This window comes from Alicyclobacillus sp. SO9 (genome assembly GCF_016406125.1).
In the GTDB taxonomy this organism is placed as follows: domain Bacteria; phylum Bacillota; class Bacilli; order Alicyclobacillales; family Alicyclobacillaceae; genus SO9.
In genome coordinates, this window is the sequence record NZ_CP066339.1 from 615,823 (window position 1) to 631,410 (window position 15,588).

Consider the following 15,588-nt stretch of genomic DNA (forward strand, 5'->3'; position numbering starts at 1 on the left):
AGACAAATGGAGTCTTGGGTGTTAGTACTGAACGTGGGGAATTCCAGCATCTCCATTGGTGTATTTTCAGGTGCCAAATTGCTGCATGACTGGCGTGTGTCAACAGACATTCGACGTTCCGAAGATGAGTTAGGACTGTTGCTGAAAGCTCTGCTTCGAGATGTCGGCTTGGAAACACAGACTTGGTCAGGGGTCTGTGTTAGTTCTGTTGTTCCGCCTCTCGGTGCAGTCCTGGTTGCAACGATTAGAAAGTACCTAGACACAGAACCGCTGATTGTCGGCCCAGGTGTGAAAACGGGGCTAGCTATCCGGAGCGAAAACCCACGGGAAATCGGCGCCGATCGCATTGTCAATGCAGTGGCAGCGGCCAACAAGTTTGACAGTCCTCTCATTGTCGTCAAATTGGGAACCGCGACAACCTTTTGTGTTATTGACGAGACGGGAGATTATGTTGGTGGTGTTATCGCTCCCGGTGTCCGGTTAGCAGCGGATGCCTTGTATGAGCGAACTGCCAAGCTGCCAAGGGTTGAACTGGCTTATCCCAAGCATGTTGTTGGAAAAAGTACGATTTCCAGTATTCAGTCCGGCCTGCTGTACGGTGCTGCAGGTCTGGTCGACGGAATTGTCACCCGTATCAGTGAGGAATACGCTTTGGATTTTACGGTAATCGCTACAGGCGGGTTGGCCCATTTGATTTCTCCTGCGTCCTATACCATTAATATTGTGGAGCCGTATTTAACCTTGGAAGGACTTCGACTCATTTGGCAGCGAAATGCCGGGACAAGTAATTGTTAGAGGAGAGTGCACAATTTGACAGATTCAACCGACCGCGCGTTGCGGGCCGTTTCTTCTGATGGCACTGTACGCGTTTTTACTTGTGTCACAACTAATCTTGTAAACGAATTGCAAAGACGACATGGCTCCTGGCCCGTCGCCACAGCTGCGCTCGGCAGGACTGCTTCTATAGCCGGAATGATGGGCCTTCAGATGAAAGGAGACGAGCGGCTGACCGTGCAAATAAAAGGCGACGGTCCGCTTGGTACCATTATGGTTGACGCTGATTCACAGGGCTTTGTACGCGGCTATGTACAAAATCCCCACGTGCATCTTCCGAACAACAGGAAAGGTAAGTTGAACGTCGGGGGTGGCGTCGGGGAAGGACTTCTCTATGTCATGAGAGACATGGGGCTGAAGGACGTATACAGGGGAAGCAGTGAACTCCAAAGCGGAGAAATAGCGGATGACTTTACCTATTACTTTGCAATATCGGAGCAAACTCCCTCGTCTGTCGGCGCAGGCGTCTTGGTCGATACTGACAATTCGGTCATTGTCGCTGGAGGATTTATTATACAATTAATGCCGGGCCATACGGAAGCAACCATTGAAAAAGTCGAGCGAGCTGTGGAGTCCATGCCCAGTGTTACAGACCTCTTGCGAGACATCCCAACTCCTTTACCGCACCACTTGTTGGAACGTTTACTTCCGGATGCTCAGATACTGGAGGAACACCCGCTTGCATTTCGGTGTCAATGCTCCCGTAGTAAGGTAGAGAATACATTGAGAAGCTTAGGTGTTGCGGAAATCAACTCGATGCTTGAGGAAAATGGTGAAGCCGAGGTGATTTGTCACTTTTGCAATGAAGCTTATCACTTCGACGGGTCCGAACTGATTCGTATTCGTGACAGTATTTCGCTGTGACAGCCTAAAATTCTCTCACAGTGCTTTCGGAAAGCGGCTTATATGGTACTGGAGGTAGTGAAATGAAAAACAGAGCAACATCGCACGGACTACGATGCATGCCAGCCTTGGACGGGCGAACGCTGGTGATGGGAATTCTCAATGTTACACCGGATTCCTTCTCTGACGGCGGCAGGTTTGTTGACGCAGAACGGGCTCTTCGCCATGCGGAGTCCATGGTGACTGACGGCGCCGATATTATCGATGTCGGTGCAGAAAGCACCAGACCGACAGCACAGCCGCTGACGGCTGATGAAGAAATGGCACGATTAGAGCCGATTTTGCCTGCTTTGAGGAGTCGAGTGAATGTTCCCATTTCAGTTGATACCTATCATTCGCAAACAGCCGAATACGCTTTGAATCACGGCGCAGATATCATCAACGATGTCTGGGGCGGTTTGTTCGATGCTGATATTCTCAAAGTTGCAGCGGCCTACGATTGCGACTACATCTACATGCATAACCGGACCGAAGCTGTCACGGCAGGTGCAATGGAGACGCTTGTGACAGAGACCAGGGCGGGGATTGAGCGCTGTTTGAAAGCGGGGATAGCCCCAGGTCATCTTTGGATCGATCCCGGTATCGGCTTTGGTAAAACCTACAAACAAAACCTTCAGATTCTACGAAGGCTTGGTGAATACTGCAGTCTGGGCTACCCAGTGTTGCTCGGTACCAGCAGGAAGAGTGTCATCGGAAACACGTTGCAGACTGTTGCAACTGACAGGCTGGAAGGTTCTCTTGCTACAGTTTCCGCTGGAGTACTGAAGGGCGTGCGTGCGGTGCGGGTCCATGATGTCAAGGAGACGGTTCGCACTTGCCGGATGATTGAGGCGATTGAACATGTGGAGTGACAGTGAGTTCTCTAGTCCTGCTTCCGTACCGGTGTACATAGGCTTCGGATCGAATATAGGTAACCGAGAATCATATCTGCAGCTAGCGCTGCAAAAAGTTGAGGAACTGTCACAAACCTCGGTTCGCTGTTCGTCGCTGTACGAGACAACCCCCGTAGAGTATCTGGATCAGCCGAACTTTCTAAACATGGTGGCTGTGATACAGACCAAGCTGGGACCGCGTATTCTTCTGGAGAAATTGCAGCGCATTGAACAACAATTGGATAGAAAAAGGGGAATTCGGTTTGGGCCTCGAACAATAGATCTAGATATTCTCCTGTATGGCAACAACTACGAATGCTTTCATGACCTCCAAATACCGCATCCGCGCATGTGGCAGCGAAGTTTTGTCATGACGCCGCTGGCTGAACTGGATCCGACACGGCGAGGCCTTGGCGGACAAACATTTGCGTCAATTGCTGCGCGGATCTTCAAGAAAGGAGACGTGCGCTATGCTGGACGTCTTCGCAAGGAGACTTCGTGCCTATCGTAAATTGAAGCACTGGACGCAGGTGGAACTGGGAAAACAGGTTGGGGTGAGCGTCGCCGTCATCGGCGCTTTAGAGCGAGGAACGCGAGAACCCAACGAGGAATTGTTGCGGAGTTTATGTACAGTCCTTACGGCCAGTGAAGAGGAACTTGGGATTGTTCGACAGCAGGACGGATCGCTGGACTTTAAAAGCGACAGCCCTTCGTTTTGAGTGACTCAAGACGGGGACGGCTGTCCGGCATGCAAGAGACAACGCCCTGCGCTTACATATCCAAAGCCACTGCTTCTATTCTTTGTTGGTGCGCCAAATTTGAGCTGATGTGGAAATAACTTCATCTGATCCGTTGACTTTCAAAACACTGCTTACTATAATTGCGCGTAGAGTAATTCGTGATTACTTCCCATGCACTGTTGGTGGCACACTGACAGTGTTTTCTACAAACCATAAAGAGGTATCACATTTGGCTCCACTTTGTGTGTTGAACAACGCATAGGTGGTGTTTTTGTAACATAATTATGGAGACAGACTTCCATGAATGGGCTTTCTTGAGGGTTTGGGTGCCTTACAGAAGGACTAGACAGGATTTTGTGGTATTTACTAAAGGAGAGACTGAGATGCCGGAAAAAGAAGTGCTTCTTACTACTGAAGGTTTAAAGAACTTAGAAGACGAGTTGGATAATCTCAAAGGTGTCAAGCGTCGAGAGGTAGCGGAAAGAATCAAACTTGCCATCAGCTACGGAGATATCAGCGAGAACTCCGAGTATGAAGACGCCAAGAACGAACAGGCATTTGTCGAGGGTCGGATTTTGACGCTGGAGAAAATGCTGCGGAATGCACGTATTATTAAAGATGATGAAGTCGATACAGATATAGTGAGCATCGGTTCAACTGTGCGACTCCAGGACCGGGAGTTCGACGAAGAAGTTGAATATACAATTGTTGGATCTGCAGAGGCCGACCCTTCCAAAAACAAGATTTCGAATGAATCACCCGTGGGCAGAGCCTTGATTGGTGCCTCAGTAGGTTCCGTCGTAGATGTTAATGTACCGTCTGGGACAATTCAGTTTCGTGTGTTGGACATTAAGCGGTAAGCGGAGTCTTAACATCAGCTTCGGACAGGGCATATGGAAAGCCTTCGGACAGCTCATATGGAAAGCGGACGGAATCAAGCTGTTTGGTTTCGTTCGCTTTTTGTTTAGAGGTGGCGTAATCCACTGGAACTCTGTAAAGTGGGTATAGTGAGTTTGGCAAGGCCCCAGAAAGACAAAGTGATCGGCAAAAGGACAAGCCCAGAAGGACAAGTCACAGATGGGGCGAGAGTGGGTTTGACAGAGAGAAATTGTGGAGAGGTGAAATATGGAAGACCAAGATTTGTATCAAACCAGAGTTGCGAAAATGGACCAGCTTCGAGATAAGGGGATTGATCCCTTTGGACATCGCTTTGAAGCGGACCATCACGCTGAAGATATTCACGAGTTTGGTGAAGGGAAGAGTAAGGAAGAATTAGAGGAACTTCAATTTCAAGTAAACATCGCCGGCCGCCTTATGATTAAGAGAGGCCATGGTAAAGCCAGTTTTGCTGTTGTACAGGACAGGACGGGTACGATTCAGATTTATGCCAAACTGGATGTTCTCGGTGAGGAGAACTACAGCGTGTTCAAACTGCTCGATCTCGGTGACTTCGTCGCAGTCTCAGGCCCCGTCTTCCGGACCAATCGGGGTGAAATCACCGTTTTGGCAGAAAAACTGGAGATTCTGTCCAAAGCCCTTCGGCCCTTACCGGAAAAGTGGCATGGACTTAAGGATGTTGAGATACGCTACCGCCAACGTTATTTGGATTTGATTGTCAATCCAGAGATCCGTGACACATTTGTTGCGAGGTCGAAAATCATCCAAGCGCTGCGTACATACCTTGAACAACGCGGCTATCTGGAAGTGGAAACACCAACCCTGCACGGCGTTGCCAGCGGAGCGCATGCACGGCCATTTACCACGTATCACAACGCGTTGGACATGCCGTTTTATCTGCGGATTGCCTTGGAACTGCACTTAAAGCGCCTCATCATCGGAGGGCTCGAACGCGTTTATGAAATTGGCAGGGTCTATCGAAATGAAGGTGTGTCTACTAGGCATAACCCCGAGTTCACTATGCTGGAGTTGTATGAAGCGTACGCGGATTTCCATGTGATGATGGATCTTACCGAAGAGATGATTAAGTTTGCTGCGGACAGTCTTGGCAATGGCCTGCATATTCAATATGATGACACCGAGATTGACTTGGAATCTCCCTGGAAGCGAAGGCACATGGTAGACCTCATTAAGGAACAAACTGGTGTCGACTTCTGGGAGGTAAACAGTGCTGAGGAAGCGCGTTTGCTCGCAAAGCAACATAAAGTAGCGGTCACCCCGGTAATGGAGTACGGACATATTGTCAATGAGTTTTTCGAGCAAAAAGTTGAGGAGACTCTGATTCAACCGACTTTTGTCTACGGCCATCCGGTTGAAATATCGCCGTTAGCAAAGAAAAGCAAGGAAGACGCCCGCTTTACCGACAGGTTTGAGTTGTTCATCGTTGGTCGGGAACACGGTAACGCTTTTAGCGAACTCAACGATCCCATTGACCAACGCGATCGTTTCGTCAGCCAAATGCAGGAGCGCGAAGCCGGCAACGATGAGGCCCAGGAACTGGACGAAGACTTTCTCACCGCAATGGAACACGGTATGCCCCCTACCGGCGGACTTGGGATTGGTGTGGACAGGCTGGTCATGTTGTTGACCAATCAGCCGTCAATACGGGACGTCTTGCTGTTTCCGCTGATGCGTGATCGAGCAGAAACTACCGAGACGCAGGCGTGACGATTGAGTAAGCCAAACTCTGCGCAGGGCCTTTGAGCCGGACCTTTGAGCCAGGGCCCTGGGATAGCCATCAGCACCTGACGCAGCCGTCAGCGGCCGCCAGACACCGTCGTCAGCAAATGCGTCGGACTGTGGCCGGCCTCGAATCACTGGTGTCAAACAGAAGGAAACCAGAAGGAAGCCGGAAGGAAGCCGGAAGGAAGCCGGAAGGAAACCAGAAGGAAACCAGAAGGAAACCAGAAGGAAACCAGAAGGAAACCAGAAGGAAACCAGAAGGAAACCAGAAGGAAACCAGAAGGAAACCAGAAGGAAGTCGCGCTGCACTGCATGTTATGGAGTTATCCATTCATAATCGCTTTCTAATCGTCTGGAACTCATTGCGGACATTGCGAACACGTCACTAATTACTGGGCTGTCCTTAGTGGAACAGCCCGCCTCCATTTTCGCTCCAACCACTTTCTCAACTTCCCTCGGATTTTGTTCCTTCTCTATATCTTTGGATGGCAGTCCCCTTTGTCAACCCCGTTTGTGTATTCCTACTCATCTCGTCATTGTTAGACGATTGTGCCCCGCAACCCGGCCCGCTTTCAAATCCAAGCAGCCTGTAAAAACCTTATGTCCGCATCCAGGCTTGAAGGTGAAATGGAGGTCTGAATGAGTACGCGAATTTGAGTCTGAATCTGAGCCAGAATAAGGCTCAGAATTTGAAACTGAAAAAAGTGTATAAAAACATTTGACGAAGACTTCTGGGCATGGTATATTAGTCGATGTCGCCGCGAGAGCGGGCCGGACAACAAAGCCTTTAAAACCCGCGCCATAACAGCATTTTTCAGACATCATGAAAGGCTTCAGGCGGGATGATTCAGCCGAGATTGACAAGCGGATGAGCGGAGAAAGATGGGCCGCCAAACCCAGTGGATTGACAGCGGAATGGTTCATCGGGATTTGAAGCAAAGGGTTCCTTGAAAACTAAACACACGAAAGAGACGCTTGTGTAAGAAATGAGCTTCGTCTGTTCTTTGAGAGAAGAACAGTACAGGATATATGTAAGACCTAATTTGAGAGTTTGATCCTGGCTCAGGACGAACGCTGGCGGCGTGCCTAATACATGCAAGTCGAGCGGACCTCTGGGAGCTTGCTCCCAGAGGTTAGCGGCGGACGGGTGAGTAACACGTGGGCAATCTGCCTGTCAGACTGGAATAACATCCGGAAACGGGTGCTAATGCCGGATAGACAGCGGGAAGGCATCTTCCTGCTTTGAAAGCTGCTACGGCAGTACTGACAGAGGAGCCCGCGGCGCATTAGCTAGTTGGTGGGGTAACGGCCTACCAAGGCAACGATGCGTAGCCGACCTGAGAGGGTGACCGGCCACACTGGGACTGAGACACGGCCCAGACTCCTACGGGAGGCAGCAGTAGGGAATCTTCCGCAATGGGCGAAAGCCTGACGGAGCAACGCCGCGTGAGCGAAGAAGGCCTTCGGGTTGTAAAGCTCAGTCAATCGGGAAGAGCGGACAGGAGAGGGAATGCTCCTGTCGAGACGGTACCGGAAGAGGAAGCCCCGGCTAACTACGTGCCAGCAGCCGCGGTAATACGTAGGGGGCAAGCGTTGTCCGGAATCACTGGGCGTAAAGCGTGCGTAGGCGGCCTTGTAAGTCTGGGGTGAAAACTCAGGGCTCAACCCTGAGAATGCCTTGGAAACTGTGAGGCTTGAGTACTGGAGAGGCAAGGGGAATTCCACGTGTAGCGGTGAAATGCGTAGAGATGTGGAGGAATACCAGTGGCGAAGGCGCCTTGCTGGACAGTGACTGACGCTGAGGCACGAAAGCGTGGGGAGCGAACAGGATTAGATACCCTGGTAGTCCACGCCGTAAACGATGAGTGCTAGGTGTTGGGGGTTACCGCCCTCAGTGCCGAAGGAAACCCAATAAGCACTCCGCCTGGGGAGTACGGTCGCAAGACTGAAACTCAAAGGAATTGACGGGGGCCCGCACAAGCAGTGGAGCATGTGGTTTAATTCGAAGCAACGCGAAGAACCTTACCAGGGCTTGACATCCCCCTGACCGGTGTAGAGATACACCTTCCCTTCGGGGCAGGGGAGACAGGTGGTGCATGGTTGTCGTCAGCTCGTGTCGTGAGATGTTGGGTTAAGTCCCGCAACGAGCGCAACCCTTAATCTGTGTTACCAGCATGTAAAGATGGGGACTCACAGGTGACAGCCGACGCAAGTCGGAGGAAGGTGGGGATGACGTCAAATCATCATGCCCTTTATGTCCTGGGCAACACACGTGCTACAATGGGCGGAACAAAGGGAAGCGAGACCGCGAGGTGGAGCAAAACCCAGAAAACCGTTCGTAGTTCGGATTGCAGGCTGCAACCCGCCTGCATGAAGCCGGAATTGCTAGTAATCGCGGATCAGCATGCCGCGGTGAATCCGTTCCCGGGCCTTGTACACACCGCCCGTCACACCACGAGAGTTGGCAACACCCGAAGTCGGTGGGGTAACCCTTAGGGGGACTAGCCGCCGAAGGTGGGGCTGATGATTGGGGTGAAGTCGTAACAAGGTAGCCGTATCGGAAGGTGCGGCTGGATCACCTCCTTTCTATGGAGTACTAGACAGACCGCGAGAGTCTGTCAGAACGCAAGCGTCTCTGAACTAACTGCAAGTCCCATTGTGGAAACTGGAGTTAGTGAGTGTGTTTAGTTTTGAAGGTGCCCTGCCTGCAGGAATGCAGGGAAGTGTATCTTCAACTTTTGTGTCTTTGGACACAGAGGTGTGTACCTTGACAACCAGATAGCGAGAAGTGAATTTTCCTGTTCACAAGTAAGAAATGGGTAACTGCACTTCGTTCACAGGGATGTGAATGAAAGTGATAGTGAATAAACGTACAATGCACAGTCTTCGAGTAATACAAGGAACAGTGCGAGGGCGGCAGCGAGCGTACTTTAGGGTACGTGAGCAACGCAGGAGCGGTGTGACGCAGTAGTGCGAAGGAGAATGGGTATTGTGATGGTGAAGGTAGAAAGGGCGCACGGGGGATGCCTAGGCGCCAGGAGCCGAAGAAGGACGGGGCGAACACCGAAATGCCACGGGGAGCTGTAAGCGAGCCTTGATCCGTGGATGTCCGAATGGGGGAACCCCCTGGTCGTGATGGGCCAGGACTGCAGGCTGAATCCATAGGTCTGTAGAGGCAACCGGGAGAACTGAAACATCTCAGTACCCCGAGGAAGAGAAAACAAGAGTGATTCCGTCAGTAGTGGCGAGCGAAAGCGGAAGAGCCTAAACCGGATACGCGGGAAACCTTGCAGGGGATGCGTAGACGGGGTAGCGGGGCAAGCGAAGAACGGGCTGCAACCGGTTCACAGAGTGAGAAAACGATGTTCGTAGAGGAAAGGTCTGGGAAGGCCTGTCGAAGAGGGTGAGAGCCCCGTACTCGAAACGGACGCGACTTTGTCGCATGACCCCAAGTACCGCGGGACACGAGAAACCCCGTGGGAATCTGGGAGGACCACCTCCTAAGGCTAAATACTCCCTGGCGACCGATAGTGATGAGTACCGTGAGGGAAAGGTGAAAAGCACCGCGGGAGCGGAGTGAAAGAGAACCTGAAACCGTGTGCCTACAATCAGTCGAAGCATCCATAGAGGTGTGACGGCGTGCCTTTTGTAGAATGAACCGGCGAGTGAGGGCGGCGAGCAAGGTTAAGGTGAGAAGCCGGAGCCGAAGCGAAAGCGAGTCTGAAAAGGGCGATAAGTTGGCAGTCCTCGACCCGAAACCGGGTGATCTACCCCTGGTCAGGGTGAAGTGCGGGTAACACCGCATGGAGGCCCGAACCCACTGGCGTTGAAAAGCCAGGGGATGAACTGGGGGTAGGGGAGAAATTCCAATCGAACTCGGAGATAGCTGGTTCTCCCCGAAATAGCTTTAGGGCTAGCGTCCGGGGATGAGTTGCGGAGGTAGAGCACTGATTGGGTGCGGGGCCCGTCCAGGGTTACCAAGCTCAGTCAAACTCCGAATGCCGCAATATTAACCCGGGCAGTCAGACTACGAATGCTAAGATCCGTGGTCAAAAGGGAAACAGCCCAGACCAACAGCTAAGGTCCCAAAGTACCAGTTCAGTGGGAAACGATGTGGCGGTGCACAGACAACCAGGATGTTGGCTTAGAAGCAGCCACCATTGAAAGAGTGCGTAATAGCTCACTGGTCGAGTGACGCTGCGCGGAAAATGTAACGGGGCTAAACTGGACACCGAAGCTTTGGATGCACAGAGATGTGCGTGGTAGGGGAGCGTTCCATGAGCGGCGAAGTTGAGCTGAGAGGCTTGGTGGAGGTCATGGAAGTGAGAATGCCGGTATAAGTAGCGAAAAGACAAGTGAGAATCTTGTCCGCCGAAAGCCCAAGGGTTCCTGGGGAAGGATCGTCCGCCCAGGGTTAGTCGGGACCTAAGGCGAGGCCGAAAGGCGTAGTCGAAGGACAACTGGTGGAAATTCCAGTACCACTCCAGACTGTTTGAGCGAAGGGGTGACGCAGGAGGTCCAGGGAAGCGGCCGGATGGAAGAGGCCGTCCAAGCAGCAAGAGGGGAATCGAGGCAAATCCCGGTTCTGGTAACTTCAAGCTGTGATGGGGAGGGAAGAACAGTACCGAAGTCCTGAGGATCACACTGCCGAGAAAAGCCTCTAGTGAGGAAAGGAGTGCCCGTACCGAAAACCGACACAGGTGGGCGCGTGGAGAACACGAAGGCGCGCGGGAAAACTCTCGTTAAGGAACTCGGCAAAATGGCCCCGTAACTTCGGGAGAAGGGGCGCTCATCGAGAGATGAGCCGCAGTGAAAAGGCCCAAGCGACTGTTTATCAAAAACACAGGTCTCTGCCAAGCCGAAAGGCGAAGTATAGGGGCTGACGCCTGCCCGGTGCTGGAAGGTTAAGAGGAGGGCTTAGGGTTTCGACCCGAAGGTCTGAATTGAAGCCCCAGTAAACGGCGGCCGTAACTATAACGGTCCTAAGGTAGCGAAATTCCTTGTCGGGTAAGTTCCGACCCGCACGAAAGGCGCAACGACTTGGGCGCTGTCTCAACGAGAGACCCGGTGAAATTGTAATACCTGTGAAGATGCAGGTTACCCGCGGCTAGACGGAAAGACCCCGTGGAGCTTGACTGCAGCTTGATATGGGAGATGGGTATGTCATGTACAGGATAGGTGGGAGACAGAGAAGCAGGGGCGCAAGCCAATGTGGAGTCGGTGTTGGGATACCACCCTTGAGATGCCAATCTTCTAACCTGGCGCCATGAAACTGGCGTGGGGACAGTGTCAGGCGGGCAGTTTGACTGGGGCGGTCGCCTCCAAAAAGGTAACGGAGGCGCCCAAAGGTTCCCTCAGCGCGGATGGAAATCGCGCAGTGTGTGTAAAGGCAAAAGGGAGCTTGACTGCGAGACGGACAGGTCGAGCAGGGACGAAAGTCGGGCTTAGTGACCCGGCGGCCCCGAGTGGAAGGGCCGTCGCTCAACGGATAAAAGCTACCCCGGGGATAACAGGCTGATCTCCCCCAAGAGTTCACATCGACGGGGAGGTTTGGCACCTCGATGTCGGCTCATCGCATCCTGGGGCTGAAGTCGGTCCCAAGGGTTGGGCTGTTCGCCCATTAAAGCGGTACGCGAGCTGGGTTCAGAACGTCGTGAGACAGTTCGGTCCCTATCTGCCGCGGGCGCAGGATACGTGAGAGGAATCGTCCTTAGTACGAGAGGACCGGGATGAACAGACCGCTGGTGTCCCAGTTGTTCTGCCAAGAGCATAGCTGGGTAGCTAAGTCTGGAAGGGATAAGCGCTGAAAGCATCTAAGCGCGAAGCCCCCCTCAAGATAACGTGTCCCATCCATTTATGGAGTAAGACCCCTTGAAGAAGACGAGGTAGATCGGTCCGGAGTGGAAGCGTAGTGATACGTGGAGCTGACGGATACGAATCGGTCGAGGGCTTCACCAGAGGAACAGGGAAACGACAGACGACTCGCTATCTGGGAAGAAGAGGTACCAATTACATAGGGGAATGAAGGGTGTGTGCGCAGTGGCTTGCGCAGCACGAACGAAGCACACGCCCTTCATCTCCCAGTCTGGTGACGAGAGCGGAGGGGCCACACGCGTACCCATCCCGAACACGACCGTTAAGACCTCCAGCGCCGATGATACTTGGAGCGCGAGCTCCTGGGAAAGTAGGACATTGCCAGGCGAGAGAGCAAGAAGAGAGAGGCGTTGCACCTGATGGGGTGTAGCGTCTTTTGTATGTGACTGCAGGTACAAGTGGACGAATGAGACAAAGAGAGAAAGAGGAGGAGGAAGATAAACGGGGACACCCGTTTATTTACTGTCTGAAGTTCCTGAATGCATGGAAGTAGAGTTGGTGTTTATGGCGGAATTGTGTCTGCTTGAGGGCAAAAGAGGGGGGGCAGTGCCAAAACATGGTCCCTGGCGACGTTGTGTTCACAAGGCGGACACAAACAGCCCGTTGACATGCCTCAGATGTGGCGGAACTGTGTCCAAAGACCCGATGAGGGGGAGGGGTGCAGAAAATAGAGATCCCACAAGTGCTTATTTGGAACGTGGCTATCGCCGTGTACAAAATAAGCTCCTGAGAAGTGCTTAAAGGCCGCCAAACCGCTGAAAATGGGGTGTGAACAGCGAATAAGCTCGTCTGAAGCGCTTATTTGCTCTCTTGGGCCTCCTTTGCGGCGAATAAGCGCTTCTCGGATCTCTATTTGGCCCTGGAGCGCCCCTGTGCCCCCCGGGGCCGACTGCCCGAGCCCCCCTGGAGCCGACAGCCGCAGCCCCGAGCCCCGCCCTGCCTGCCCTGCCTGCCCTGCCTGCCCTGCCTGCCCTGCCTTCGCACCTTTCAGATGGATTACTACTTCAGCTCTTGATCTTTGGGCTAGATTCATATACATTGTAGTCACCGACTGAAACCGGTTTATGAAACTGTTTCAGTCAGGTATGAAATGTTATAGATTGAGAGAATGTTAGTGCCACGTGGATGCACAAGAGGGAATGAACTCTCGCGTTTTATGAAAACGTAATCGTAAGTGCGCGAAGTGAGAGCGAAGGTTCCCCTTAAGGCCCTTACGTCCACGAAGCAGTATGCAACAGACATCCTTTTGCGGTAAGAGTGGTGGCAGTGGTTGAAAGTAACGATTCGAGATGTGGCGGAAAGAGCAGGTGTATCTGCGGCAACGGTATCCCGAGTACTGAACAGGCCAGAGCTTGTGGAAGTGGAGACACGGGACAAGGTGCGGCAGGCTATGGAAGCGCTCGACTTTAGGCCGAATGCATTGGCGCGAGGCCTGAGCGGGAATCTTACCCGAACCATTGGGTTGGTTGTACCCGGAATCACGGACTTCTTCTTCAATGAAGTTTACGCAGGTATTGAACAGGCCACACGAGAGTACGGCATGAAGGTCCTGGTTTTCGATGCTGAACACAGCAGGCACCGTGCGTTGGAAGCGTTTACCTTTCTGCATCAGCATCAGGTCGACGGCATAATTTTTACGAGTAAGTTGGTTACGCCGGATTATGATGCCGTTCTCGAACGTATTGGAATTCCAGTTGCGTTGGTTTTGACACAGTCAACGGGGAGAGTGCCGCTTCCGGCTTTCAAAGTTGACGATGTGAAGGCAGTCTTTGATGGTGTGTCCTACTTAGTTAGCAGAGGTCACCGAAGTATTGGAATGTTGGCGGCAGGCCTGGATGACGAAATGACTGGGCGTCAAAGACACGAAGGATATGTATCTGCCATGCAGCACTACCAGCTTCCGTTTGACGAACGCTACGTGGAGTTTGGCGACTATCGATTTAATGACGGTTATACAGCAATGCAACGGCTCTTGGGAAAGCAGTCTGAACTGAAGCTGACTGCCGTCGTTTGCGCTAGTGATGAAATGGCTCTTGGAGCCGTGCGTTGCTTGTATGATAATGGGTTCCACGTTCCTGACGATATTTCCATCATGGGCTTCGATGACTTGAGTATTGCCAGCATGGGAATGCCGCGGCTCACGACCATCCGCCAACCATTCAAGGAGATTGGCGCGAAGGCAGTTGAGCAACTTATGAAGCTGATTAAAGAACCTCGCCATTCTCTTAGCGGCGTATACTACTTGCCGCATCAGTTGGTGGAGCGCGAATCGGTTAGGACAATTACGGGAACCTTAAAATAGTTTAATTTCTCGAGGAGGGTCAGTCTGTGAACCTAAAGAAGAAAAGCTTTTTGACAGGGGCTGCTGTTGTCACCATCGGTACATTGGTCGCTGGGTGTGGCACAGGCGGGAACAACACAACAAGCAGTGGCAGCGGTGGGGGAAATACCACCACAAACACAACAGGAGGAACGGTTAAGACGCCGGATTACTCCAAGGCATCCGGGACGATTGTATGGGCAGCACCTCCGATTACACACACTGGACTGCGTGCAAAGTTGATTAAGGAATTCGAAGCGAAGTATCCCAACGTTAAGGTAACGCTGCAGAATCAAAACAACAATACAGATACCAACAAAGCGAGTTTGACCACGGCAATTCAGGGCGGTTCCTCCAAGCCTGACGTGTACATGGGCGACGTTGTCTGGCCGGCTCAGATGGCAAGTCATTCAATGGCTGTGCCGCTTGACACTAAACTGCCGAAGTCATTCTGGAACCGTTTTGCTTCTGGATTGGTCAAAGGTGCGACCTATAAGGGTCATGTTTACGCTGCACCGTTCTTCGTTGACTCTGGCTTCCTCTTTTATCGGAAAGACTTGCTGAAGAAGGCTGGTATCGCCAACCCTCCCACCACTTGGGCAGAGTTGAAAGCTGATGCACAGAAGGTGCAAAAGAAGGGTCTTGTACAATACGGATATGTCTGGCAGGGTGCATCTTATGAAGGAACAACCTGTGACTTTACAGAATTCCTTGCTGACGCCGGCGGAAAAGTGTTGAACAGCAGCGGCAAGCCTGTGATTGATTCGCCGCAGGCGCAAAAGGCTCTGACGTTCATGACTGGCTTAATTAAGAGCGGTGTTTCACCTAAGGCAGAAGATACGTTCCATGAAAAAGAATCCATGAACGTGTTTGACCAAGGCAACGCACTGTTCCTTCGCAACTGGTCCTATGCGTGGAGCAACTCGCAGACGTCTAAGAACTCTAAAGTCGTTGGTAAAGTCGGCGTGACCGTACTCCCGACGTTCAAAGGCAACAGCAAGCACTACAGCACCATTGGCGGATGGGACCTCTATGTGAATCCACACAGCAAGAACATGCTGGCTGACTTGGCATTCATCAATTGGATGACCGGTAAGGGCGGCCAGGACATTCTTGCGAAGGACTACTCTGAGCTGCCGACCAATGCGTCTGTTCAGAACGATCCCGCTGTGAAAAAGGTAAGCCCGGTATTCACCATCGTGAACAAGACGTCATTTGTCTCACGTCCGAGTCAGAATCCGAACTACGCAGCAATTTCACAGGCCATTTATCAGAACGTTAACAAGGCGTTGTCAGGTGGTACCACACCTGCCGCAGCTTTGAAAAAGGCACAGTCGCAGATTAAATCAGCGCTGAGCGGCGGTCTATAAGCATCACCAAGCTGTTCTCAAGATTGAGCGGAGGC

The 15,588-nt window shown here is 52.2% G+C and carries 9 protein-coding genes and 3 rRNA genes; all 12 read left to right on the plus strand.

What is annotated here, in order from left to right; translation table 11 throughout:
- The first annotated feature begins 6 nt into the window (after nucleotides 1-6).
- The 12 genes from GI364_RS02655 to GI364_RS02710 all read left to right on the plus strand — a co-directional run bounded on the left by GI364_RS02655 (nucleotide 7) and on the right by GI364_RS02710 (nucleotide 15,553).
- The gene (locus GI364_RS02655; protein WP_198852184.1) at nucleotides 7-795 is read left to right on the plus strand and encodes a type III pantothenate kinase; all 789 of its coding nucleotides are present in this window, start codon (nucleotides 7-9) and stop codon (nucleotides 793-795) included.
- A gap of 15 nt (nucleotides 796-810) precedes the next feature.
- On the plus strand, nucleotides 811-1,698 hold the full coding sequence (gene hslO / locus GI364_RS02660; protein WP_198852185.1) for an Hsp33 family molecular chaperone HslO: 888 nt from the start codon (nucleotides 811-813) through the stop codon (nucleotides 1,696-1,698).
- Nucleotides 1,699-1,760: 62 nt separating this feature from the next.
- The gene (gene folP, locus GI364_RS02665; RefSeq protein WP_233095984.1) at nucleotides 1,761-2,588 is read left to right on the plus strand and encodes a dihydropteroate synthase; all 828 of its coding nucleotides are present in this window, start codon (nucleotides 1,761-1,763) and stop codon (nucleotides 2,586-2,588) included.
- On the plus strand, nucleotides 2,578-3,120 hold the full coding sequence (gene folK / locus GI364_RS02670; protein WP_198852186.1) for a 2-amino-4-hydroxy-6-hydroxymethyldihydropteridine diphosphokinase: 543 nt from the start codon (nucleotides 2,578-2,580) through the stop codon (nucleotides 3,118-3,120). Before folP ends, folK begins: the two co-directional genes overlap by 11 nt.
- The gene (locus tag GI364_RS02675; RefSeq protein ID WP_198852187.1) at nucleotides 3,080-3,328 is read left to right on the plus strand and encodes a helix-turn-helix transcriptional regulator; all 249 of its coding nucleotides are present in this window, start codon (nucleotides 3,080-3,082) and stop codon (nucleotides 3,326-3,328) included. Before folK ends, GI364_RS02675 begins: the two co-directional genes overlap by 41 nt.
- A gap of 404 nt (nucleotides 3,329-3,732) precedes the next feature.
- Complete coding sequence (gene greA / locus GI364_RS02680; protein WP_198852188.1) at nucleotides 3,733-4,209, plus strand: transcription elongation factor GreA; 477 nt, start codon at nucleotides 3,733-3,735, stop codon at nucleotides 4,207-4,209.
- A 265-nt stretch (nucleotides 4,210-4,474) separates the two neighbouring features.
- The gene (lysS, locus tag GI364_RS02685; RefSeq protein WP_198852189.1) at nucleotides 4,475-5,974 is read left to right on the plus strand and encodes a lysine--tRNA ligase; all 1,500 of its coding nucleotides are present in this window, start codon (nucleotides 4,475-4,477) and stop codon (nucleotides 5,972-5,974) included.
- A gap of 1,054 nt (nucleotides 5,975-7,028) precedes the next feature.
- Nucleotides 7,029-8,575, plus strand: a 16S ribosomal RNA gene (locus tag GI364_RS02690).
- Nucleotides 8,576-8,985: 410 nt separating this feature from the next.
- Nucleotides 8,986-11,947: ribosomal RNA gene (locus GI364_RS02695) — 23S ribosomal RNA — on the plus strand.
- Nucleotides 11,948-12,073: 126 nt separating this feature from the next.
- Nucleotides 12,074-12,190, plus strand: a 5S ribosomal RNA gene (rrf, locus tag GI364_RS02700).
- Together the 16S, 23S and 5S rRNA genes form the textbook arrangement of a ribosomal RNA operon.
- Nucleotides 12,191-13,133: 943 nt before the next feature.
- Complete coding sequence (locus GI364_RS02705) at nucleotides 13,134-14,165, plus strand: LacI family DNA-binding transcriptional regulator (RefSeq protein WP_198852190.1); 1,032 nt, start codon at nucleotides 13,134-13,136, stop codon at nucleotides 14,163-14,165.
- A gap of 26 nt (nucleotides 14,166-14,191) precedes the next feature.
- Nucleotides 14,192-15,553, plus strand: coding sequence for an ABC transporter substrate-binding protein (locus GI364_RS02710; RefSeq protein ID WP_198852191.1), 1,362 nt, complete (start codon nucleotides 14,192-14,194; stop codon nucleotides 15,551-15,553).
- The last annotated feature ends 35 nt before the right edge of the window (nucleotides 15,554-15,588 follow it).